17 protein-coding genes are annotated in these 19,468 nt (G+C 62.7%); 13 read left to right on the top strand and 4 right to left on the bottom strand.

Annotated elements, in window-relative coordinates; genetic code table 11:
• Nucleotide 1: 1 nt before the first annotated feature.
• The 6 genes from nirB to BN1124_RS18225 all read left to right on the top strand — a co-directional run bounded on the left by nirB (nt 2) and on the right by BN1124_RS18225 (nt 7,535).
• Nucleotides 2-2,548: a nitrite reductase large subunit NirB gene (gene nirB, locus BN1124_RS18250; protein ID WP_197066235.1), complete on the top strand. Its 2,547-nt coding sequence runs from the start codon at nt 2-4 to the stop codon at nt 2,546-2,548.
• A 47-nt stretch (nt 2,549-2,595) separates the two neighbouring features.
• Nucleotides 2,596-3,006, top strand: coding sequence for a nitrite reductase small subunit NirD (nirD, locus tag BN1124_RS18245; RefSeq protein ID WP_231553675.1), 411 nt, complete (start codon nt 2,596-2,598; stop codon nt 3,004-3,006).
• A gap of 144 nt (nt 3,007-3,150) precedes the next feature.
• Nucleotides 3,151-4,242, top strand: coding sequence for a PfkB family carbohydrate kinase (locus BN1124_RS18240; protein WP_042644240.1), 1,092 nt, complete (start codon nt 3,151-3,153; stop codon nt 4,240-4,242).
• The gene (locus BN1124_RS18235) at nt 4,236-5,144 is read left to right on the top strand and encodes a pseudouridine-5'-phosphate glycosidase (protein ID WP_042644237.1); all 909 of its coding nucleotides are present in this window, start codon (nt 4,236-4,238) and stop codon (nt 5,142-5,144) included. The genes BN1124_RS18240 and BN1124_RS18235 overlap by 7 nt, the downstream gene beginning before the upstream one ends.
• Before the next feature lie 417 nt (nt 5,145-5,561).
• A complete protein-coding gene (locus BN1124_RS18230; protein ID WP_042644235.1) occupies nt 5,562-6,539 on the top strand; it encodes a cytochrome-c peroxidase in 978 nt (325 codons plus the stop codon).
• A 240-nt stretch (nt 6,540-6,779) separates the two neighbouring features.
• The gene (locus BN1124_RS18225) at nt 6,780-7,535 is read left to right on the top strand and encodes a DNA/RNA non-specific endonuclease (RefSeq protein ID WP_042644231.1); all 756 of its coding nucleotides are present in this window, start codon (nt 6,780-6,782) and stop codon (nt 7,533-7,535) included.
• A gap of 221 nt (nt 7,536-7,756) precedes the next feature.
• Here BN1124_RS18225 and mog read toward each other — a convergent pair whose 3' ends face one another.
• A complete protein-coding gene (gene mog / locus BN1124_RS18220) occupies nt 7,757-8,287 on the bottom strand; it encodes a molybdopterin adenylyltransferase (protein ID WP_042644229.1) in 531 nt (176 codons plus the stop codon).
• 402 nt (nt 8,288-8,689) lie between these two features.
• Here mog and BN1124_RS18215 point away from each other — a divergent pair, with 402 nt between their 5' ends.
• The 7 genes from BN1124_RS18215 (at nt 8,690) to proX (ending at nt 14,927) form a co-directional block, all read left to right on the top strand.
• Nucleotides 8,690-9,028 carry a DUF3135 domain-containing protein gene (locus BN1124_RS18215; RefSeq protein WP_042644227.1) on the top strand — a complete coding sequence of 113 codons (339 nt, stop codon included), beginning with the start codon at nt 8,690-8,692 and terminating at the stop codon, nt 9,026-9,028.
• A 219-nt stretch (nt 9,029-9,247) separates the two neighbouring features.
• Nucleotides 9,248-10,060 carry a threonine/serine exporter family protein gene (locus BN1124_RS18210; RefSeq protein ID WP_042644225.1) on the top strand — a complete coding sequence of 271 codons (813 nt, stop codon included), beginning with the start codon at nt 9,248-9,250 and terminating at the stop codon, nt 10,058-10,060.
• A 94-nt stretch (nt 10,061-10,154) separates the two neighbouring features.
• Nucleotides 10,155-10,622, top strand: coding sequence for a threonine/serine exporter family protein (locus tag BN1124_RS18205; protein WP_042644223.1), 468 nt, complete (start codon nt 10,155-10,157; stop codon nt 10,620-10,622).
• Nucleotides 10,623-10,646: 24 nt separating this feature from the next.
• On the top strand, nt 10,647-11,141 hold the full coding sequence (gene folA / locus BN1124_RS18200) for a type 3 dihydrofolate reductase (protein ID WP_042644222.1): 495 nt from the start codon (nt 10,647-10,649) through the stop codon (nt 11,139-11,141).
• 464 nt (nt 11,142-11,605) lie between these two features.
• Nucleotides 11,606-12,802 carry a glycine betaine/L-proline ABC transporter ATP-binding protein ProV gene (gene proV / locus BN1124_RS18195; RefSeq protein ID WP_042644221.1) on the top strand — a complete coding sequence of 399 codons (1,197 nt, stop codon included), beginning with the start codon at nt 11,606-11,608 and terminating at the stop codon, nt 12,800-12,802.
• Entirely contained in the window at nt 12,799-13,944 is a 1,146-nt protein-coding gene (gene proW, locus BN1124_RS18190) for a glycine betaine/L-proline ABC transporter permease ProW (protein WP_042644219.1), read from the top strand. Before proV ends, proW begins: the two co-directional genes overlap by 4 nt.
• Nucleotides 13,941-14,927 (top strand): glycine betaine/L-proline ABC transporter substrate-binding protein ProX, encoded by a 987-nt coding sequence (proX, locus tag BN1124_RS18185; RefSeq protein WP_042644217.1) that lies wholly within the window; start codon nt 13,941-13,943, stop codon nt 14,925-14,927. The genes proW and proX overlap by 4 nt, the downstream gene beginning before the upstream one ends.
• Before the next feature lie 143 nt (nt 14,928-15,070).
• Here the strand turns inward: proX and BN1124_RS18180 are convergent, their stop codons facing one another.
• From BN1124_RS18180 to BN1124_RS18170, 3 genes are read right to left on the bottom strand one after another with little or no spacing between them, the layout of a single operon-like run.
• On the bottom strand, nt 15,071-15,826 hold the full coding sequence (locus BN1124_RS18180; protein ID WP_042644215.1) for a phosphoadenylyl-sulfate reductase: 756 nt from the start codon (nt 15,824-15,826) through the stop codon (nt 15,071-15,073).
• Nucleotides 15,816-17,528 carry an assimilatory sulfite reductase (NADPH) hemoprotein subunit gene (gene cysI, locus BN1124_RS18175; protein WP_042644213.1) on the bottom strand — a complete coding sequence of 571 codons (1,713 nt, stop codon included), beginning with the start codon at nt 17,526-17,528 and terminating at the stop codon, nt 15,816-15,818. The genes BN1124_RS18180 and cysI overlap by 11 nt, the downstream gene beginning before the upstream one ends.
• Entirely contained in the window at nt 17,528-19,336 is a 1,809-nt protein-coding gene (locus BN1124_RS18170) for an assimilatory sulfite reductase (NADPH) flavoprotein subunit (RefSeq protein WP_042644211.1), read from the bottom strand. Before BN1124_RS18170 ends, cysI begins: the two co-directional genes overlap by 1 nt.
• Between the last annotated feature and the right edge of the window lie 132 nt (nt 19,337-19,468).

The following is a 19,468-nucleotide window of genomic DNA, read 5'->3' as shown; positions in this document are numbered from 1 at the left end:
CATGGATGATGAGATGGACCACCACTTCGTCGAATCGCCCGAGAGGGTTGAGAAACAGCAACTGCTGGTGATCGGCAACGGCATGGTCGGCCACCACTTTATCGAGCAGCTGGTGGCGGCCGGTGGCCTGAGCCAGTTCGAGGTGACGGTATTCGGCGCCGAGCCGGATCCCGCCTATGACAGGGTGCACCTGTCCGAGGTATTCGGCGGCAAGGCGCCGGAGGCGTTGCGGATGGCGGATCCCGCCTGGTATGAGGCGCAGGGCATCGGGTTGCGGCTGGGGGCCGAGGTGGAGGTGCTGGACAGGGCGACCCGCACCCTGACCCTCGCCTGTGGCGAGCGCTTCGGCTACGACCGGCTGGTGCTGGCGACCGGCTCTGTGCCCTTCGTGCCGCCCATTCCCGGCTATCAGCGGGAAGGCTGCTTCGTCTACCGCACCCTGGGGGATCTCGCCGCCATCCGCGATGCCTGCGCCGGGGCGCGCAGCGGCGTGGTGATCGGCGGCGGCCTGCTCGGGCTGGAGGCGGCCAATGCGCTGCGGCTGCTCGGGCTCAAGACCCAGGTGGTGGAGTTCGCCCCGCGACTGATGCCGGTACAGCTCGACGAGAGCGGTGGCGCCGTGCTGCGGGACAAGATCCGGGGGCTCGGGGTCGAGGTGCTGGTGGAGAAGGCCACCGAGTGCATCGAGGACGGGGAGCAGGCCCGCCATCGGTTGCGCTTCAAGGACGGTTCTCACCTTGAGACAGACGTGCTGCTGTTCTCGGCCGGCATCCGACCCGCCGATGGCCTGGCCCGCCAGGCCGGGCTGAGTGTCGGTGAGCGCGGCGGCATCTGCATCGACGACGGCTGCCACAGCTCGGATCCAGCCATCTTCGCCATCGGTGAGTGCGCGCTCTGGCAGGGCCGCATCTTCGGGCTGGTGGCCCCCGGCTATCAGATGGCCCGTGCCGCCGTGGCCAGCCTGTGCGGCGGCGAGACACATTTCACCGGGGCGGACATGTCCACCAAGCTCAAGCTGATGGGGGTGGACGTGGGCTCCATCGGCGATGCCCATGCCAGCACCGCCGGCGCCCAGGAGCTGTTGCTGCTGGACAGGGTCAACGGCATCTACAAGAAGCTGGTGACCGACGGCGAGGGCAGTCGCCTGCTCGGCGCCATCTTGGTGGGGGATGGCGCGGACTATGAGCGGCTGTTGCAGTACTACCAGAACGGGGTGGCGCTGCCACAGCCGCCGCTCTCCCTGCTGGTGGGAGAGGCGGGCGGCGTGGCGGCGCCCCTGGTGCTGCCGGACAGCGCCATCCTCTGCTCCTGTCACAACGTCAGCAAGGGGGCCGTGGTGGCCGCGGTCAAGGCGGGCAATCACGAGCTTTCGGCGGTGAAGAGCTGCACCAGGGCGGGCACCGGCTGTGGTGGCTGTAGCAACCTGCTCAAACAGGTGGTGGAGCAGACCCTGAGCGAAATCGGGGTCGAGGCGGACAAGGGGCTGTGCGAGCACTTCGCCCACAGCCGCCAGGAGCTCTATCACCTGGCCAGGGTCGGCGAGCTGAAGAGCTTCGAGGCGCTGCGGGACAAACACGGCAAGGGGCTGGGCTGCGATGTCTGTCGGCCGACGGCCGCCTCCATACTGGCGTCGCTCTGGAACGAGCACGTGCTGGAGAAGCCGCATCGCGCCTTGCAAGACAGCAACGACGCCTTCCTCGCGAACCTGCAAAAAGACGGCACCTATTCGGTGGTGCCGCGCATCCCCGGCGGGGAGATCACCCCGGAGGGGCTCATCACCATAGGGGAAGTGGCGCGCAAGTACGGCCTCTACACCAAGATCACCGGCGGCCAGCGCATCGACCTGTTCGGTGCCCGGGTCGATCAGCTGCCCGCCATCTGGGGCGAGCTGGTGGCGGCGGGGTTCGAAACCGGTCAGGCCTACGGCAAGTCGGTGCGTACTGTGAAGTCCTGTGTGGGCTCGACCTGGTGCCGCTACGGGGTGCAGGACTCCATGACCCTGACCCAGACCCTGGAGAACCGCTACAAGGGGCTGCGGGCCCCCCACAAGCTGAAGTTCGCGGTCTCCGGCTGCACCCGGGAGTGCGCCGAGGCCCAGAGCAAGGACATAGGCGTCATCGCCACCGAGCGCGGCTGGAACCTCTATGTGTGCGGCAACGGCGGCATGCGGCCGCGCCACGCCGACCTGTTTGCCACCGATCTCGACGAGCCGACCCTGATCCGCTACATCGACCGGCTGCTGATGTTCTACGTGCGCACCGGTGATCGGCTGCAGCGCACCTCGGTCTGGATGGAGGGCATGGAGGGCGGCCTCGACTACCTCAAGTCGGTGATCATCGAGGACAGGCTCGGCCTTGGCACCGAGCTGGAGGCCATGATGAACGACATCGTCGGCACCTGGCAGTGCGAGTGGAAGAGCACCCTGGCGGATCCGGACAAGCTGAAGCTGTTCGAGGCCTTCGTCAATCGGCCCGAAGACGAGACGCCGCCCCGGCGAGAGGAGCGGGGCCAGTGGGTGCCGGAGATCAGCATCAAGGAGGTGATATGAGCGGGGCCAGCCGGTTGCACATCAGCCATCAGCATCAAGGAGGTGATATGAACGGCATCTGTGAGTTGGAAGGCAGCCATCGAGAGCAGGAGGTTGAGATGAAGGCGCTCAAGGAAGACATGTTGCCGTCGGAGCACGGGGAGTGGCTGCGGGTGTGCCCACTCTCGGCCCTGCCGGAGCAGGCGGGTCGCAGCGCCTGGCTGGGGGGGCGGGCGCTGGCACTGTTCCGGCTCGGGGAGCGGGTCTATGCGCTGGATGCGGTGGATCCCCTGGCCGGAGTGGCAGTGTTGGGGCGGGGGCTGGTGGGGGATTGCGGCGGCGAGCCGGTGGTCGCCTCGCCGCTCTACAAGCAGCGCTATGCCCTGGCCGATGGCCGCTGCCTGGACGATCCGGCCCTGCGCGTGGCCTGCTGGCCGGTGATGCTGAGCGACGACGAGGTCTGGGTGCTGCTGGGCTGAATGGCATCATCTGAAAACCCTTTTTTATCACCGGGCCATGCCCGGTGATTTTTTGTGCGTGACCCGACATTTTTTGTATGCGGCGATGGCGGGAAAACGTTTTTGGATAATAATAGACAAACGTTTACAACTGGATGTTTGTCTATGACGGAGCGTGAACAAGAGATCCTCGCCCTGCTGCGCCAGGATCCCATGATTGCCCAGCAGGATCTGGCGGACAGGATCGGCATCAGCCGCTCGGCGCTGGCGAGCCATATCTCCAGCCTGATGCGCCAGGGTTATGTGCAGGGACGGGGTTATGTGCTGCGGGAAGGGCCTTACGCCGTGGTGATCGGCGGTGCCAACATGGATATCTGCGGCGCCAGCCACGACAACCTGCGCATCGGTGACTCCAACCCGGGCCAGGTGCGGACCTCCGCCGGCGGGGTGGGGCGCAACATCGCCGAGAACCTGGCACGGCTTGGCACAGATACCCGGCTGCTGAGCGCGGTGGGCAACGATCAATACGGTCATCACCTGCTGGACGTGACCCAGCGCGCCGGCGTCGACGTGCGCCAGGTACTGATGCTGGATGGCAAGGCGACCTCCTGTTACCTCAGCCTGCACGATGGCAGTGGCGAAATGAGCTGCGCCGTCAACGACATGGGGATCATCGACGAACTCACCCCGGCCCGGCTCACCCCGCTCACCGGTTTTCTCGGGGCGGCCAGCCTCTGGGTGCTCGACACCAACCTCGCGACTCACACCCTGGACTGGCTGTTCGAGCGCCAGGGGGAGCACATCATCTTCGTCGACACCGTCTCGGTGGCCAAGGTGGAGAAGATCCGCCCCTGGTTGCACCGGATCCACACCCTCAAACCCAATCGCAGCGAGGCCGAGCAGCTGTGCGGCTTCACCATCGCCGGTCCCGACACCTGGACCATGGCGGCGGCCTGGTTCCATCGCGCCGGGGTGCAGCGGCTGTTCCTGAGCCTCGGTGAGCAGGGGATCTTCTATAGCGACGGGGAGCGCCAGGGCCATCTGCCCGTGCTCGGCAGCCCCGTCATCAATGTGACCGGCGGTGGCGATGCCTTCATGGCAGGGCTGGCCCACGCCTGGTTGCAGGAGCAGGACGTGGCCGAGACGACCCGTTTCGCCCTCGGCTGCGCCGCCCTCACCGTCAATTGTTCCGATACCGTTTTTTCCGGCCTGTCCAAGGCCACCGTTGAACGCATGCTGGAGGAGTACCCATGTTGAACGCTTATCTCGATATCCAACCTGAAGTCGCCGCGGCCCTGGCCGCCGGCAAGCCGGTCGTGGCCCTGGAGTCCACCATCATCTCCCACGGCATGCCCTATCCGCAGAACGTGGAGACGGCGCGCCAGGTAGAGCAAGTGGTGCGCGACAACGGTGCCGTGCCGGCCACCATCGCCTTGTTGGATGGTCGCCTCAAGGTGGGTCTGGATGCGGGGGCACTGGAGGCGCTGGGCAAGGCCGGTCATGCCGCCACCAAGTGCAGCCGTCGCGACATTCCCTTCGTGCTGGCGAACAAGGGGTTGGGGGCGACCACGGTCGCATCCACCATGATCGTCGCCGCCATGGCCGGGATCCGGGTGTTTGCCACCGGCGGCATTGGCGGTGTGCACCGCGGTGCCCAGGAGACCTTCGACATCTCCGCTGACTTGCAGGAATTTGCCCATACCCCGGTGGCCGTGGTCTGCGCCGGTGCCAAGTCGATCCTCGATATCGGCCTGACCCTGGAGTACCTGGAGACTCAGGGTGTGCCGGTCATCGGCTACCAGACCGAGGAGCTGCCCGCCTTCTACACCCGTGAGAGTGGCTTCAAGGTGGATTACCGCCTCGATACCCCGGCGGCGATCGCCGAGGCCCTGCGCCTCAAGTGGGAGCTGGGGCTGGCCGGTGGCGCCGTGGTGACCAACCCGATCCCGACCGAGTTTGCCATGCCCAAGGCCGACATCGACGCCGCCATCCAACAGGCGCTGCAGGAAGCCGAAGAGCAGGGCGTCAAGGGCAAGGAGTCTACGCCTTTCCTGCTGGCGCGGGTGTGCGAGCTGACCGGTGGCAACTCCCTGGCGGCCAACATTCAGCTGGTGCTGAACAACGCCGCCCTGGGGGCAAAGATTGCCGCCAGCCTGTGAGAGAATGCTGAGCGATAACAGAGGGCCACTTGGCCCTCTTTTTTTATTGATAATGCCTGCGCCTCTTTACGTTATTTGCAGCGATATTCGGCGGATCCATCGCGCATTATCGAATGATATATTTGATATGCATGCTAATAATGAGGAACGGGCATTGAATATTTAATAATCGCTTTATTCAATGGCCCCAATCTAATTAATTGGCTGTTGTTTCGGCATCACTTGTTCATAATTCACGCATCCAGATTCGGCTGTTTTATCCCCGCAAGGCCCCGCCCTTATTCCGTCCATAAAAATTAAAGTCATTGTTTTTATTGTTGTTTTAGCGTTTTCATCTTGATCTTGAACAAATAATACCCGGTATTTCTCCGTCAGGCTGGGACTGCGATCATTCGCAGACTCAAGGGAGAGAGAATAATGAATAAATATTATCTGCTGCTGGCGTTATCCTTGCCCGGACTGGGGTGGGCAAGCGAGCCGGTGCAACCGGTGGAAGCCGTCAAGGTGGGAGATCCGGCGAAAGTCGAGCTGGGCAAGATGCTGTTCTTCGAGCCGAGGCTGTCCAAGTCCAATGCCATTTCGTGCAACTCCTGCCACAACCTGGCGACCGGTGGAGTGGACAATCAAGTCAGCTCCCTCGGCCATAAATGGAAGGAGGGGCCGATCAACTCGCCGACCGTGCTCAATTCCAGCCTCAACTTCGTGCAGTTCTGGGATGGTCGCGCCAAGGATCTGAAAGAGCAGGCGGGCGGCCCCATCGCCAACCCGCTGGAGATGGCCTTCACCCACAAGCTGGCGGTAGAGACCCTGCACACGCTGCCCGAGTACCGCGCCCGCTTCGACGCCGTCTACGGCAAGGCGGACTTCGGCATCGACGAGGTGACCGACGCCATCGCCGCCTTCGAGGAGACTCTGGTCACCCCCAATGCTCCCTTCGATCGCTGGCTGAAGGGAGATGCCAAGGCGCTGACGGCGCAGCAGTTGACCGGTTATCAGCTGTTCAAGGACAAGGGTTGCACCGCCTGCCACAACGGGGTCGCCATCGGCGGCAACTCCTACCAGAAGATGGGGCTGGTCAAGCATTACGAGACCAGCAACCCGGCCCAGGGGCGGGGCGGTGTGACCGGCGAGAAGCAGTTCATCGGCTGGTTCAAGGTTCCCACCTTGCGCAACATAGAGCTGACTCCCCCCTACTTCCACGACGGGGCCGTCTGGGATCTGAAGGAGGCGGTGCAGATCATGGCGGACATTCAACTGGGTCAGCGCCTGAGCGAGCAGGAGGCACAGGACATGACCGCCTTCCTCAAGAGCCTGACCGGCGAGCAGCCGCAGATAGTGCTGCCCATACTGCCACCGTCCCAGGCCGATACCCCGAGACCCCAGGTCAAGAGCTGATCGGCGGGTCGCAGAGCGGGGCAGTCGCCCCGCTTTTTAGACCCACATCTATTTGATTACATGGAAAAAACACCATGTTCAGCACAATGACGTCGCGATGACAATCCCCCAGCTGGCCGCAGGATTTTGGCCAGATTGTCGCCTCCTTCACGTTTCCAAAAAGCTCCTTGTTCGCGCAATTGCCTAACTCATCAGACCTGGTGTCAAATCACTCCGCCTAACACAAGGAGTGGCATAATAATGAATAATATTAATAAGTTAATACTGGCTATCGGATTTACTCTCAGCGCTTTCCCGACCTTGGCGGCGGGTTTCCAATGCAAGGATCATGTGACCCTGGGGGTGCCCAGCCAATCCAGCCAGTTGCTGTGCCGGGAAGGCTACGCCGCCGGCTACAACTACGACACCAAGGTGTCTGACTGGGTCTCTTATCGGATGACTGCGGCCAGCGCCCAGGGCCAGGTGCCGCGCAAGGATGCCTTCGCCGAGGACAAGGAGGTGCCGGTGCAGTTCCGCGCCACCCTGGCGGATTACAAGGGCTCCGGCTATGACCGCGGTCACCAGGCACCGGCGGCGGACATGCGCTCCACCGCCACCACCATGAAGCAGAGCTTTCTGCTGACCAACATGACGCCACAACTGCCGGCGCTCAATCAGGGCGCCTGGCGCATCCTGGAGGAGAAGACCCGCCAGTGGGCCGTCGCCTATCAGGATGTCTATGTGATCACCGGCCCCATCTTCACCAACTCGGATGCCTCCATCGGTAACGGTGTGACAGTGCCCCACGCCTACTACCGAGTGGTGATGGACGTGGCGAACCAGGAGGCCATCGCCTTCATACTGCCACAGCAGAATATTCCGGCCAGCAAGCTGGCGGATTACATAGTGACTGTGGATGCGGTGGAGGAGCAGACCGGGCTCGACTTCTTCGCCAGCCTGCCGGATGAGCAGGAGGAAGCCATGGAATCCCAATTGATGGCGATGTGGAGTAATTAAGGGCGGCGTGCCCGGCCCTGACGACGTCGCGCCTGCACCATAAAAGCATCTGGCAAGAGGAGTTATTTCAGTCGGGAGCTAAAAGAAGATATGGCAACCGACCGGCAAGGTTCCGGCATGCGGGTCGCCATAATCGGAGCTGTATGGGGGTAATTAACGGGTCATGAGGCCGGGTGAACTGCCATCAATAAAAATGGACGGGATTCCTCCCGTCCATTTTCTTATTTCTTGGGACGAAATGGCTTGATGACGCTCTCGTCGCACTCGAGGTAGGGGCCCTCCATCAGATCGATGCAGTACGGAATGGCGGGGAAGACCGCATCCAGGCATTCGCGGATCGACTTGGGCTTGCCCGGCAGGTTGACGATGAGGCTGCTGCCCCGCAGGCCAGCGGTCTGGCGGGAGAGGATGGCGGTGGGCACGAACTTGAGGGATTCTGCCCGCATCAACTCGCCGAAGCCCGGCATCATGCGATCGCAGACCGCCTCGGTGGCCTCCGGCGTCAGGTCCCGCTTGGCGGGGCCCGTGCCGCCCGTGGTGACGATGAGGCTGCACTGTTCCTCATCCGCCAGCTGGATCAGGGTGGCTTCGATCTGCGCCTGCTCGTCCGGGATGAGCCGGTAGACGGGCTCCCACTCGGAGGTCAGGTAGGTGTTCAGGGTGTCGATGATGGCCTTGCCGGACAGATCTTCATAGATGCCTGCACTGGCGCGATCGCTGACGGTGACGATGCCGATTCTTGCCTTGCTCATGCTGTGCTCTTTGTCGCTCGGAAAAGTGGCAAATAAAATAACATAATCAGTGAGATATGTTAAAGCATGGCGAGCTTTGCCACCATGAGCAGGAGAATCTGATTCGAACGAAAACAATTCTGTGTTTATCGATGGTTTGGGAATAAAGCCCACGACATGAGCCGATAAAATTTATAAAAAAAGTGGCACTGGCATCATGTTGATAATCATATGATTCATAAAGAATAAATCTTTAACTCCCCCATAATCTCTCACCATTGCCTTAAAACAGGACTCCTGTGACGCGGTAGGGGCTGAACCAGATCCACCGCGATCTTATATAACCTTCCTTACGGACGGTGAAATTATGTGCTGAACGTAGTCATGAAGTGTCACACATGAGGCCTCTGGCCAGGAGGGCATATGGAGCTGCCTGATTTCGATACTCTGAAACACTGGGCCCTCGACGAGCCGGAGCGGCTCGATGAGCTGTTGCACCAGCAAATAGATGCCCTGATCGCGCAGGTGGGGCCGGATCGGCAACGGCGGCTGCGGGGCCTGCAATTTCGCATCGATTGCCAGCGGCGTCTGGCCCGGAATAATCTGGATAGCTGCATCCGGATCGCCAACATGATGCACGACTCTTTCTATGCCATGCGCCGTCATATGAGCCAGCTGCAGGAGGAGTCATCGGCACGGGAGGAGGCGCGGCCGCCGCTGAATAATGTGATTCAACTGTCGGATCATAGGCGCAATAAATAAGGTATTAGCCCCCCGCTCTCTTTATTCCCCCGCATATTCTTGCAGGCAAACCACCCGATGTTAATTAGTTGGGTGGTTTGTTTGTTATTTGCTGCCAAGCGGCGCTGGGCGCCGGATAAATAACATCTGGGCTGGCTAAATCATCAGATATGGGTGAAGGACTATACCGTTTGGGGTAGTATCTCGGCACATTTCATCTTGCTACGACTCTAAGGGATTATGAGAAGTATCACGCCAAGAAGGGTGCTGTCACCGGAACAACAGACAGAGATCACCCGGATCATCGTCAAGGTGGGCCAGCTGCTGGCTCAACATGGGGCCGAGGGGCGCATCATAGAGCAGACCACGGTCCGGCTCGGGTTGGCTCTCGGGCTGGAGAGCGTCGAGATGGCCATCTCCGCCAGCGCCATAGTGCTGACCAGCCTCTATCAGGGCAACTGCGTCACCACCACCCGCCGGGTGCGGGATCAGGGCATCAACATGCAGGTGGTGTGCGAGGTTCAGCGCCTCTGCATCCTGGCGGAGAAGGAGCTTGTCGGGGTGCGGGAGGTACGCCAGCGGCTCGATGGCATAGTGCCATTCCACTATCACCCCTGGCTGGTGGTGCCCATGGTGGGGCTCTCCTGTGGCGCCTTCAGCCTGCTGTTCGGCGGCGACTGGCCCATCTTCCTGGTGACCTTCGTCGCCTCTGCGGTGGCGATGCGGGTGCGCCAGCTGATGGCCCGCCATCACCACAGCCCGCTCATCAACTTCGCCGTGACCGGGTTTGTCGCCACCCTGATCGCCTCCAGCGCCACCTACTTCCAGTGGGGAGACCAACCCTATCTCACCATGGCGGCCAGCGTGCTGTTGCTGGTGCCGGGCTTCCCGCTCATCAACGCCGTGTCCGACATGGTGAAGGGCTACTTCAATCTGGGGCTGGCCCGCTGGGGCACGGCGACCCTGCTCACCGTCAGCGCCGTCATCGGCATAGTGCTGGCCATGTCGGTCACCGGGATCTGGGGCTGGAAGCTGTGGTGGGACTCGATATGAGGCGAAATGAAAGGGCCTGCGGGCCAGGGCCATCCCCCCTAGGTGCAGCGCTTATCCGCCGCCAGCAGTTGCCGGTTCGGCTGGGGGAAACACTATGATGGATCTGCTCCTGCTGCTGGCCAGGGATGCGTTCTGGTCGGCCATCCCGGCGGTGGGCTTCGCCATGCTGTTCAACGTGCCGCCGCGCATGCTGAAGTATTGCGCCATGGGCGGTGCCCTGGCCCACAGCCTGCGTACCCTGCTGATCCATTACGGCATGCCCATCGAGTGGGCCACCCTGGCGGCGTCCACCACGGTCGGCTTTGTCTGCGTCTACTGGTCGCAGCGTCTGCTGGCCCCCCGGCCGGTGTTCAGCGTCGCCTCCATCATCCCCATGATCCCCGGCAGCTATGCGTTCAAGACCATGATCGCCGTGGTGGAGCTCAACATCTCGGGGGTGACCACCGAGCTCATCCATCATGCGGTGACCAATGGCCTCAAGGTGTTGTTTATCGTGGGGGCGCTCAGTTTCGGTTTGGCGATCCCCTCCCTGGTCGTGTACCGTAACCGGCCCATTGTCTGAGACAGGCTGCAAGAGGCTGAACCCATGCAAATTTCCATGATTGCCGCCATGGCGCAGGATCGCGTTATCGGGCTGGACAACCAGATGCCCTGGCATCTGCCCGCCGATCTGGCCCACTTCAAGCGGGTCACGCTGGGCAAGCCGGTGTTGATGGGGCGCAAGACCTTCGAGTCCATCGGTCGGCCGCTGCCCGGGCGCCGCAACCTGGTGATCAGCCGCAACCCCGATTACCGGGTCGATGGGGTGGAGGTGGTCGATTCGGTCGAGGCCGCGCTGGCGCTGCTGGCGAGCGGCGAGGCGGTGGATGAGCTGATGGTGATCGGCGGTGGCCATCTCTATGGCCAACTGTTGCCGAGGGCGGATCGTCTCTACCTGACCCGGATCGAGCTGGCGGTCCCGGGGGACACCCGTTTCCCCACCTTCGACGAGGGGGAGTGGCAGTGCCTCGAGCGTGAGGCGCACCCGGCGGACGAGAAGAACCCGCACCCCTACAGCTTTGAGACCTGGCAGCGACGCTAGTCCACTCGCACCAAGCAGGCCCCTCCCGTTGCGAGGGGCTTTTTTTGCGGCTTGGCCGTCGCACCCGGCATCTATTCTCGCTCTGCCCAACCCCCTCCGAGTGTTCCCCTCATAGCGATTAAATATAGTTAGTATTGTAATTATTTAAGGGCCCTTCATGGGCGGCAGCCATCCACCCGGGAGTGGCCCTCCGCCATGACCCTCATTCGCTTGATTTTGCTCATTAAATGGAATGGTTATGGATTTTTATTGCAAGAATCTCATGTTTTTTCGGCGTTATTCGGTCATCTGTTGAATTTTTGTTGCTGTAAATAAGTTATAAAAATCAGTTATTTATGACTGAAGTAATTTGTTTGGACTCTTATGGTTCTTTTGTTATTCATGTAAATTGTTTAGTGTAGAAAGTAATTGGTTCGCGTTCGGCAGGCTAATCACCCAGATGTCGACCATGAAAAAAGGACAGTATGACAGTCAAACTCGAAGTCAAATCACTCTATAAAATCTTCGGAGAACAGCCGGAAAAGGCCTTCAAATTGCTGGCAAAAGGCCACGACCGTGCCAGCATCCTGCACAAGACAGGACAGACGCTAGGGGTGCAGGGGGTCGATCTGGCCATCCACGAGGGGGAGATCTTCGTGGTGATGGGCCTCTCCGGCTCGGGCAAATCCACCCTGGTGCGCCTCTTCAACCGCCTCATCGAGCCGACCCGTGGTCAGGTGCTGATCGACGGCGAGGACATAGCCGCCATCTCGGACAGCGAGCTGCGCCAGGTGCGGCGCAAGAAGATCAGCATGGTGTTTCAATCCTTCGCCCTGATGCCCCACCTGAGCGTGCTGGAAAATACCGCCTTCGGCCTGGAGCTGGCCGGGGTGCCGCTGGCGGAGCGCCAGCAGAGTGCCCGTCAGGCACTGCACCAGGTGGGCCTGGGGCAGTGGATTGACGCCTACCCCGATGCCCTCTCCGGCGGCATGAAGCAGCGGGTCGGCCTGGCCAGGGCGCTGGCCAATGACCCCGACATCCTGCTGATGGACGAGGCCTTCTCCGCGCTGGATCCCCTGATCCGCACCGAGATGCAGGACGAGCTGCTCAAGCTGCAGGCCAGCCAGCAGCGCACCATCGTCTTCATCTCCCACGATCTGGACGAGGCGATGCGCATCGGCGATCGCATCGCCATCATGCAGGATGGCCAGGTGGTGCAGGTCGGCACCCCGGACGAGATCCTGAACCAGCCCGCCAACGACTATGTGCGCGCCTTCTTTCGCGGGGTGGATCTCGCCAACGTGTTCAGCGCCCGGGATGTGGCCAGTCGCAAGCAGACGCCGCTCATCAAGAAACACACCACGGATGGGCCGGGCAACGCCCTGCGCCAGCTCAAGGAGCTGGAGCGGGAGTACGGCTACGTGGTGGATCGCAGCCGCCACTTCATCGGGGTCGTCTCGGTCGAGTCGCTGAGTCAGGCGGTGCGTGACAGGGGGAGCCTGGAGCAGGCGCTGCTGGCGGATATCCAGCCCATCCTGGCCGACACCTCCCTCAACGAACTCATCAGCCAGGTGGCCGCCGCACCCTGTCAGGTGCCCGTGGTCGAGCAGGATGGTACCTACCTTGGGCTCATCTCCAAGGCCAACCTGCTGAACACCCTGGACAGGAGTACCCCGCTATGAATTTGATCCCTCACCGTCTGCTGGCCGGCTTGCTGGCGCTGTTGTTATTGGCGAGCGGCCCTGCCTGGGCCGACGAGGCGCAGGCCGATCCCTGGGCCGCTACGGCCACCACCGCTACCAGCGATCCCTGGGGCAGCACCGAAACCCAGGCCGCCGACTGGCAGAACCAGATCGCCACGGCGGATACCGGGGCCTCCATCGACTGGCTGGATCCCTTCCAGCAGGCGCTGGTGCCGCTGGACCGCTGGGTCGAGAGCGGCATCGGCTGGCTGGTGGAGAACCTGCGGCCTGTGTTCCAGCTGGTGCGGGCGCCGGTGGAGCTGACCCTCAACGCCATGACTCACCTGCTGCAGACGGTGCCCTCCGCCCTGATGATAGGCCTGCTGACCCTGATCGCCTGGCAGCTGGTCAACGGCCGCATGGCGCTCGGCACCCTGGTCTCCCTCATCGGGATAGGCCTCATCGGTGCCTGGTCCGATGCCATGGTGACCCTGTCGCTGGTGCTGACCTCGCTGTTCTTCTGCGTGCTGATCGGGCTGCCGGTCGGCATACTGCTGGCCCGCAGCGAGCGGCTCTCCACCTGGACCCGGCCGCTGCTGGATGCCATGCAGACCACCCCGGCCTTCGTCTACCTCATCCCCATCGTCATGCTGTTTGGCATCGGCAACGTGCCCGGGGTGGTAGTGACCGTCATCTTCGCCCTGCCGCCCATGATCCGGTTGACCATGCTGGGGATCCGGCAGGTGCCCGCCGATCTGGTGGAGGCGGCCCACTCGTTCGGTGCCAGCCCCTCCCAGCTGCTGTTCAAGGTGCAACTGCCGCTCGCCATGCCAACCATCATGGCCGGGGTCAACCAGACCCTGATGCTGGCGCTCTCCATGGTGGTGATCGCCTCCATGATCGCGGTCGGCGGCCTGGGCCAGATGGTGCTGCGCGGCATAGGCCGCCTCGACATGGGGCTCGCCTCCATCGGCGGCCTCGGCATAGTGCTGCTGGCCATCGTCCTCGACCGCCTGACCCAGGCGATGGGGCAGCCGGATCGCAGCCGGGTCGGCCGCTGGTATCAGCGTGGCCCCATGGCGCTGCTGCTGCGCCTGTGCGGTCGCAGCAAATCCATTCATTGCAAAGGAGTAACCTCATGAGACGCATCACCAAGAGCCTGACCCTGGGCACCCTGTTGCTGAGCACGGTCGCCATGGCCAGCACCGAGCTGCCGGGGGAGGGCGTCAAGGTGCAGCCCCTGCAGAGCTCCTTGCCGGAAGAGTCTTTCCAGAGCCTGCTGGTCAGCAAGCTGATGACGCGGCTGGGCTATGAGGTACAACCGGCGCAGGAGGTGGATTACAACGTGGCCTATGCCTCGGTGGCGCAAGGGGACGGCACCTTCTTGGCCTTTAACTGGATCCCGCTGCAGGACGACAAGTACGAACAGGCGGGGGGCGACAAGGTGTTCTTCCGCCAGGGAACCTATGTGGCGGGCGCCGCCCAGGGCTATCTCATCGACAAGAAGACGGCCACTCAATACGGCATCACCAACCTTGGTCAGCTGAAAGATCCCAAACTGGCGGCCCTGTTTGACGGCGACGGTGACGGCAAGGCCGATCTGGTGGGGTGCAACCCGGGCTGGGGCTGCGAGGGGGCGATCAACCGCCATCTCGACGAGTTTGGCCTGACCCCGACCGTCACCCACAAGCAGGGCAACTACGCGGCCCTGATCGCCGACACCCTGGCCCGCTACCAGAGCGGCAAACCGGTGCTCTATTACACCTGGACGCCCTATTGGCTGAGCAGCGAGCTGGTGCCGGGGCGGGACGTGGTCTGGCTGGAGGTGCCGGCCGATGGCAAGGAGGCGGCCAAGACCCGGCTGCCGAACGGCAAGAACTACGGCTTCACCGTCAACACCATGCACATAGTCGCCAACAAGGCCTTCACCGATGCCAATCCGGCGGCGGCCAAACTGTTCAGCATCGTCAAGCTGCCCCTCAACGACATCAACATCCAGAACGGCCTGATGAACAAGGGACAGAACAAGCCGGCGGACGTGGAGCGCCATGCCGATGCCTGGCTCAAGGGGCATGAGGCCCTGGTCGAGGGCTGGCTGGCGGAGGCTCGCGCCGCCGCGCACTGAGCCCGCTTCGCGGCACGATGAGGGAATGTACAGGCGGCAGCGCCATCCCTGCGCATCGTCAGCCTGTTGAACCTCTGGCATAAAAACGCCCGGCAGTTGCCGGGCGTTTTCTTATTCTCGGATCCGCGTGATGACGGGAAGGATCAGCGGTCGGAGCCTTGCTCGCCGCTCTCCTCGTGCAGGCCACACTCGCGCTTGAGGCCGAAGAAGCGGGTCTGCTCCTCGCTCATGCCCGGCTCCCACTTGGCGGTGGTGTGCACGTCGCCGACCGACAGATAGCCCTGCTCCCACAGGGGGTGGTAGGGCAGGTCGAACTCCTTGAAGTAGTAGAAGACGTCCTTGTTGCTCCAGTCGATGACCGGCAGGAATTTGAAGCAGCCGCGTGCTATGGCCAGCACCGGCAACTGACCCCGGCTGCCGGACTGCTCCCGGCGCAGGCCCGAGAACCAGGTCTGGGCACCGAGCTCCCGCAGCGCCCTGTCCATGGGCTCCACCTTGTTGAGCTGGTTGTAGCGGGTGATCCCCTCCACCCCTTGCTCCCACAGCTTGCCGAAGCGCGCCTCCTGCCAGGCGGGGGAGTGGTCGGCCCGGTAGACCCGCAAGTTCAGCGCGAGGCGCTCGGTCAGCTCGTCGATGAAGTGATAGGTCTCGGGGAACAGATAACCGGTATCGGTCAGCACCACGGGCACATCGCCGCGCTCCCGGCTCACCAGGTGCAGCATCAGCGCCGCCTGGATGCCGAAGCTGGACGACAGCACGTGTTCTCCCGGCAGCTTGGCCAGCGCCCAGCGCACTCGCTCGGGGGCGCTCATGGCATCCAGCTCCCGGTTGAGGGGAGCCAGCGCCTCGGTTTGCTCCTCCCGGCTCAGGCCGAGGAGGGATTGCAGATCAAGCGGCATAGAAGTCTCTCGCTGAATCGATGACGGGGGCCACCACCTTGGTGCGGATCACGAAGTCGCCGAAGCACTCGGCGCCCTGGCGCTCCTTGGCCCAGCGGCCGATGAGGGCGTCCAGCTCGGCCAGGATCTGCGGCTCTGTGATGTTCTCCTGATAGAGGCGCGGGATGCGGGTTCCCTCCAGGTTGCCGCCCAGGTGCAGGTTGTAGCGACCGGGGGCCTTGCCCACCAGCCCCACCTCCGCCAGCATGGCGCGGCCGCAGCCGTTGGGGCAGCCGGTGACCCGGAAGATGATGGCGTCATCCGCCAGCCCGTGCTTGGTCAGCAGGCCTTCAATGTCGCTGACGAAGGCCGGCAGCATGCGCTCGGCTTCCGCCATCGCCAGCGGGCAGGTGGGCAGGGCCACGCAGGCCATGGACTGCTTGCGCTGCTCGCTCACGCCATCGTCCAGCAGGCCGTATTGACGGGCCAGCTGCTCGATGCGTGCCTTCTCCTTGGCGGGTACGCCGGCGATGATGAGGTTCTGGTTGGCGGTCAGGCGGAAGTCCCCCTGATGCACCTTGGCGATTTCCAGCATGCCGGTCTTGAGGGGTTTGTCCGGGAAGTCCAGCAGGCGACCGTTCTCGATGAACAGGGTCAGGTGGTGCTTGCCATCGATCCCCTCGACCCAACCGAAGCGATCCCCACGGCTGGTGAACTCATAGGGGCGAACCGGCCCGAACGGGATGCCGGCGCGGCTCTCCACCTCGGCCTTGAACGCCTCGACGCCGACTCGTTCCAGCGTGTACTTGGTCTTGGCGTTCTTGCGGCTGACCCGGTTGCCCCAGTCGCGCTGGGTGCTGACCACGGCGGCCGCCACCTCCAGCACGTGGGAGAGCGGGATGAAACCGAAGTCGCTCGCCTTGCGCGGGTAGGTGCTGGTGTCACCGTGAGTCATGGCGAGCCCGCCGCCCACCAGCACATTGAAGCCCACCAGCTTGCCGCCATCGGCGATGGCCACGAAGTTCAGATCGTTGGCGTGGATGTCCACGTCGTTGTGGGGAGGGATCACGACAGTCGTCTTGAACTTGCGCGGCAGGTAGTTGGAGCCGAGGATGGGCTCCTCATCCCCCCCGAGCTTCTCGCCGTCCAGCCAGATCTCCACGTAGGCGCGGGTCTTGGGCAGCAGGTGCTCGGAGATCTTCTTGGCCCATTCGTAGGCCTCTTGGTGCAGCTCGGATTCCACCGGGTTGCTGGTGCAGAGCACGTTGCGGTTCACGTCGCCGGCGGTGGCGATGGAGTCGATGCCGGTGCTGTTCAGGGTCTGGTGCATCAGCTTGATGTCGCGCTTCAAGACACCGTGGAACTGGAAGGTCTGGCGGGTGGTGAGGCGGATGCTGCCGTACAGGCTGTGCTCCTCGGCAAACTTGTCGATCACCTGCCACTGGGCCGGGCTGATGATGCCGCCGGGCAGGCGGGCACGCAGCATGACGTTGTGCAGCGGTTCCAGCTTCTGGGCGGCGCGCTCGGCGCGGATATCGCGGTCATCCTGCTGATACATGCCGTGGAAGCGGATCAGCTGGAAGTTGTCACCGTTGAAGCCGCCGGTGAGAGGATCCTGCAGATCCTGGGCTATGGTGCCGCGCAGGAAGTTGCTCTCGCGCTTGAGGCGCTCGTTGTCGGCCAACGGTCCTTCAACCGGTCCCGGAATAGTTTGCTTGCTCATCAATAGACATCCCTTTGATAACGTTTGGCACGACGCAATTCGCTCAAATACTCTTCTGCTTCTTCACGGCTCTTGTGGCCATGTTCGGCAATCACATCCAGCAGCGCTTGCTGCACATCTTTGGCCATGTGGTTGGCGTCGCCGCACACATAGAAGTGGGCGCCGGCCTCCAGCCACTGGTAAAGCTCGAGGCCCGCCTCGCGCAGTCTGTCCTGCACGTAGATCTTGTGGCCCTGATCCCGGCTAAATGCCAGCGAGATTTTGCTGAGCAGGCCGGATTTAACCTGGCGCTGCCACTCCACCTGATAGAGGAAGTCTTGGGTAGAGTGAGGGTTGCCGAAGAACAGCCAGTTCTTGCCCGAGGCACCCAGAGTCTCACGCTCCTGCATAAAGGCGCGGAACGGGGCTATGCCGGTGCCGGGGCCCACCATGATGACAGGGGTATCCGGGTTCGCCGGCAGGCGGAAGTTGTCGTTGTGCTCCACGAACACCCGCACCTCGGCCTCTTCGGGCAAGCGATCCGCCAGATAGGAGGAGGCGCCGCCCGAGCGCACCGTGCCGTCGGTCTGGGGATAACGCACCACCCCGACCGTGAGGTGAACTTCTTCCTCCACCTCGCTCTGGGCGGAGGCGATGGAGTAGAGGCGCGGGGTCAGCGGACGCAGCAGGCTGACCAGCTGGTCGGCGCCGAGCTTGGCCGGGAAGCGTTTCAACACATCCACCACCTGGGCGGACGCGACCAGGGCGTTGACCTGGGCCTTGTCGCCGGCCAGATCCTTCAGGGCGGCGTTGCCCGAGATTTCGGCGAGGCCGGTAATAAAGCCGCCGTGCAGCCGGGTCAGCTCGAAGTGACGGCTCAGGGCGTCGCGCAGGGGGCCCTTGGTGGTGGCTTCATCGCCGCGCAGCTCGGTCAGGGCCAGCACTTCCCCCACCAGGCTGGCATCGTTGTCGAACCAGATGCCGAGGGCGTCGCCGGGTTGATAAGTGATGCCCGAATCTTCCAGGCTGATCTCGATGTGGCGGATGTCCTTGGTGGAGTCGCGGCCGGTGATCTTCTGGTTGACTGACAAGCGGGCCGGGAAGGGATTCTCCTTGTGATACTGGCTGTGGCCGACTGCCGCCTGTACAGCACCAGTCACGCTGGCCGTCGCCGCACCGGCTGAGGCGCCAGCAGACAGCGTGGTGGCGATGGCCTTGACCGCCTGCTCGCCCCAGGCCTTGGCAGCCTCCTGATAATCCACGTCCAGGCTGGCGAGCTCATAAATACGCTCGGCCCCTGCTTTGGCGAGGAAGCCGTCGAAGTCCTTGCCGGTCTGGCAGAAGAACTCATAGGAGCTGTCGCCCAGACCCAGTACCGCGAACTTGAGGCCCTCGAGTTTGCCTATCTTGCCCTTCTTGAGTTGCTCGAACAGATCGACCGCGCTCTCCGGCGGCTCGCCCTCCCCGTAAGTGCTCACTACCACCAGCAGGTGGCTCTCTTTCTTGAGCTGCTTGGGTTTGTAATCGGCCATGGAGACCAGAGTCACCGGCAGGCCTTGAGCCTCGGCCTGTTTCTGGATGGCGGCGGCCGCGCCCTTGGCGTTGCCGGTCTGGGAGCCGTAGATGATGGTCAGGCTGCCGGCGGGTGCCGCGCCTGCGGTAGCTACCGGCTGGCCGGCAACCTGGCCAGTGGACTGGGAGAGGCCGTAGAGATAACCGCTCACCCAGGCCAGTTGCTGGGTGTTGAGGGTCGAGAGGACCTGGTTCAGTTGGCGCTGCTGCTCATCGGAGAGCGGGCTCAGGTTGGGTAAAGGGGCTGTCAATTGCATCACACAGGTCTTCCATGGTCTGATTTTTAGTCAGGGTAAGGGGCCTGATGAATGACAACAAAGAATATAAACTTATTCTTTATGCTATTTATGAATTTAGAAAGTCATCAGACTGCCCGGTGCCGGGGCTCG

The sequence above is a fragment of the Aeromonas eucrenophila genome (genome assembly GCF_000819865.1).
In the GTDB taxonomy this organism is placed as follows: domain Bacteria; phylum Pseudomonadota; class Gammaproteobacteria; order Enterobacterales; family Aeromonadaceae; genus Aeromonas; species Aeromonas eucrenophila.
Note: the sequence above shows the minus strand (reverse complement) of the source record. Positions and strands in the feature narration are given on the sequence as shown.

Coding starts and splice junctions, on each gene's coding strand:
- nirB (WP_197066235.1), top strand. CDS start 2: ATGGATGATGAGATGGACCACCACTTCGTCGAATCGCCCGAGAGGGTT.
- nirD (WP_231553675.1), top strand. CDS start 2,596: ATGAACGGCATCTGTGAGTTGGAAGGCAGCCATCGAGAGCAGGAGGTT.
- BN1124_RS18240 (WP_042644240.1), top strand. CDS start 3,151: ATGACGGAGCGTGAACAAGAGATCCTCGCCCTGCTGCGCCAGGATCCC.
- BN1124_RS18235 (WP_042644237.1), top strand. CDS start 4,236: ATGTTGAACGCTTATCTCGATATCCAACCTGAAGTCGCCGCGGCCCTG.
- BN1124_RS18230 (WP_042644235.1), top strand. CDS start 5,562: ATGAATAAATATTATCTGCTGCTGGCGTTATCCTTGCCCGGACTGGGG.
- BN1124_RS18225 (WP_042644231.1), top strand. CDS start 6,780: ATGAATAATATTAATAAGTTAATACTGGCTATCGGATTTACTCTCAGC.
- mog (WP_042644229.1), bottom strand. CDS start 8,287: ATGAGCAAGGCAAGAATCGGCATCGTCACCGTCAGCGATCGCGCCAGT.
- BN1124_RS18215 (WP_042644227.1), top strand. CDS start 8,690: ATGGAGCTGCCTGATTTCGATACTCTGAAACACTGGGCCCTCGACGAG.
- BN1124_RS18210 (WP_042644225.1), top strand. CDS start 9,248: ATGAGAAGTATCACGCCAAGAAGGGTGCTGTCACCGGAACAACAGACA.
- BN1124_RS18205 (WP_042644223.1), top strand. CDS start 10,155: ATGATGGATCTGCTCCTGCTGCTGGCCAGGGATGCGTTCTGGTCGGCC.
- folA (WP_042644222.1), top strand. CDS start 10,647: ATGCAAATTTCCATGATTGCCGCCATGGCGCAGGATCGCGTTATCGGG.
- proV (WP_042644221.1), top strand. CDS start 11,606: ATGACAGTCAAACTCGAAGTCAAATCACTCTATAAAATCTTCGGAGAA.
- proW (WP_042644219.1), top strand. CDS start 12,799: ATGAATTTGATCCCTCACCGTCTGCTGGCCGGCTTGCTGGCGCTGTTG.
- proX (WP_042644217.1), top strand. CDS start 13,941: ATGAGACGCATCACCAAGAGCCTGACCCTGGGCACCCTGTTGCTGAGC.
- BN1124_RS18180 (WP_042644215.1), bottom strand. CDS start 15,826: ATGCCGCTTGATCTGCAATCCCTCCTCGGCCTGAGCCGGGAGGAGCAA.
- cysI (WP_042644213.1), bottom strand. CDS start 17,528: ATGAGCAAGCAAACTATTCCGGGACCGGTTGAAGGACCGTTGGCCGAC.
- BN1124_RS18170 (WP_042644211.1), bottom strand. CDS start 19,336: ATGCAATTGACAGCCCCTTTACCCAACCTGAGCCCGCTCTCCGATGAG.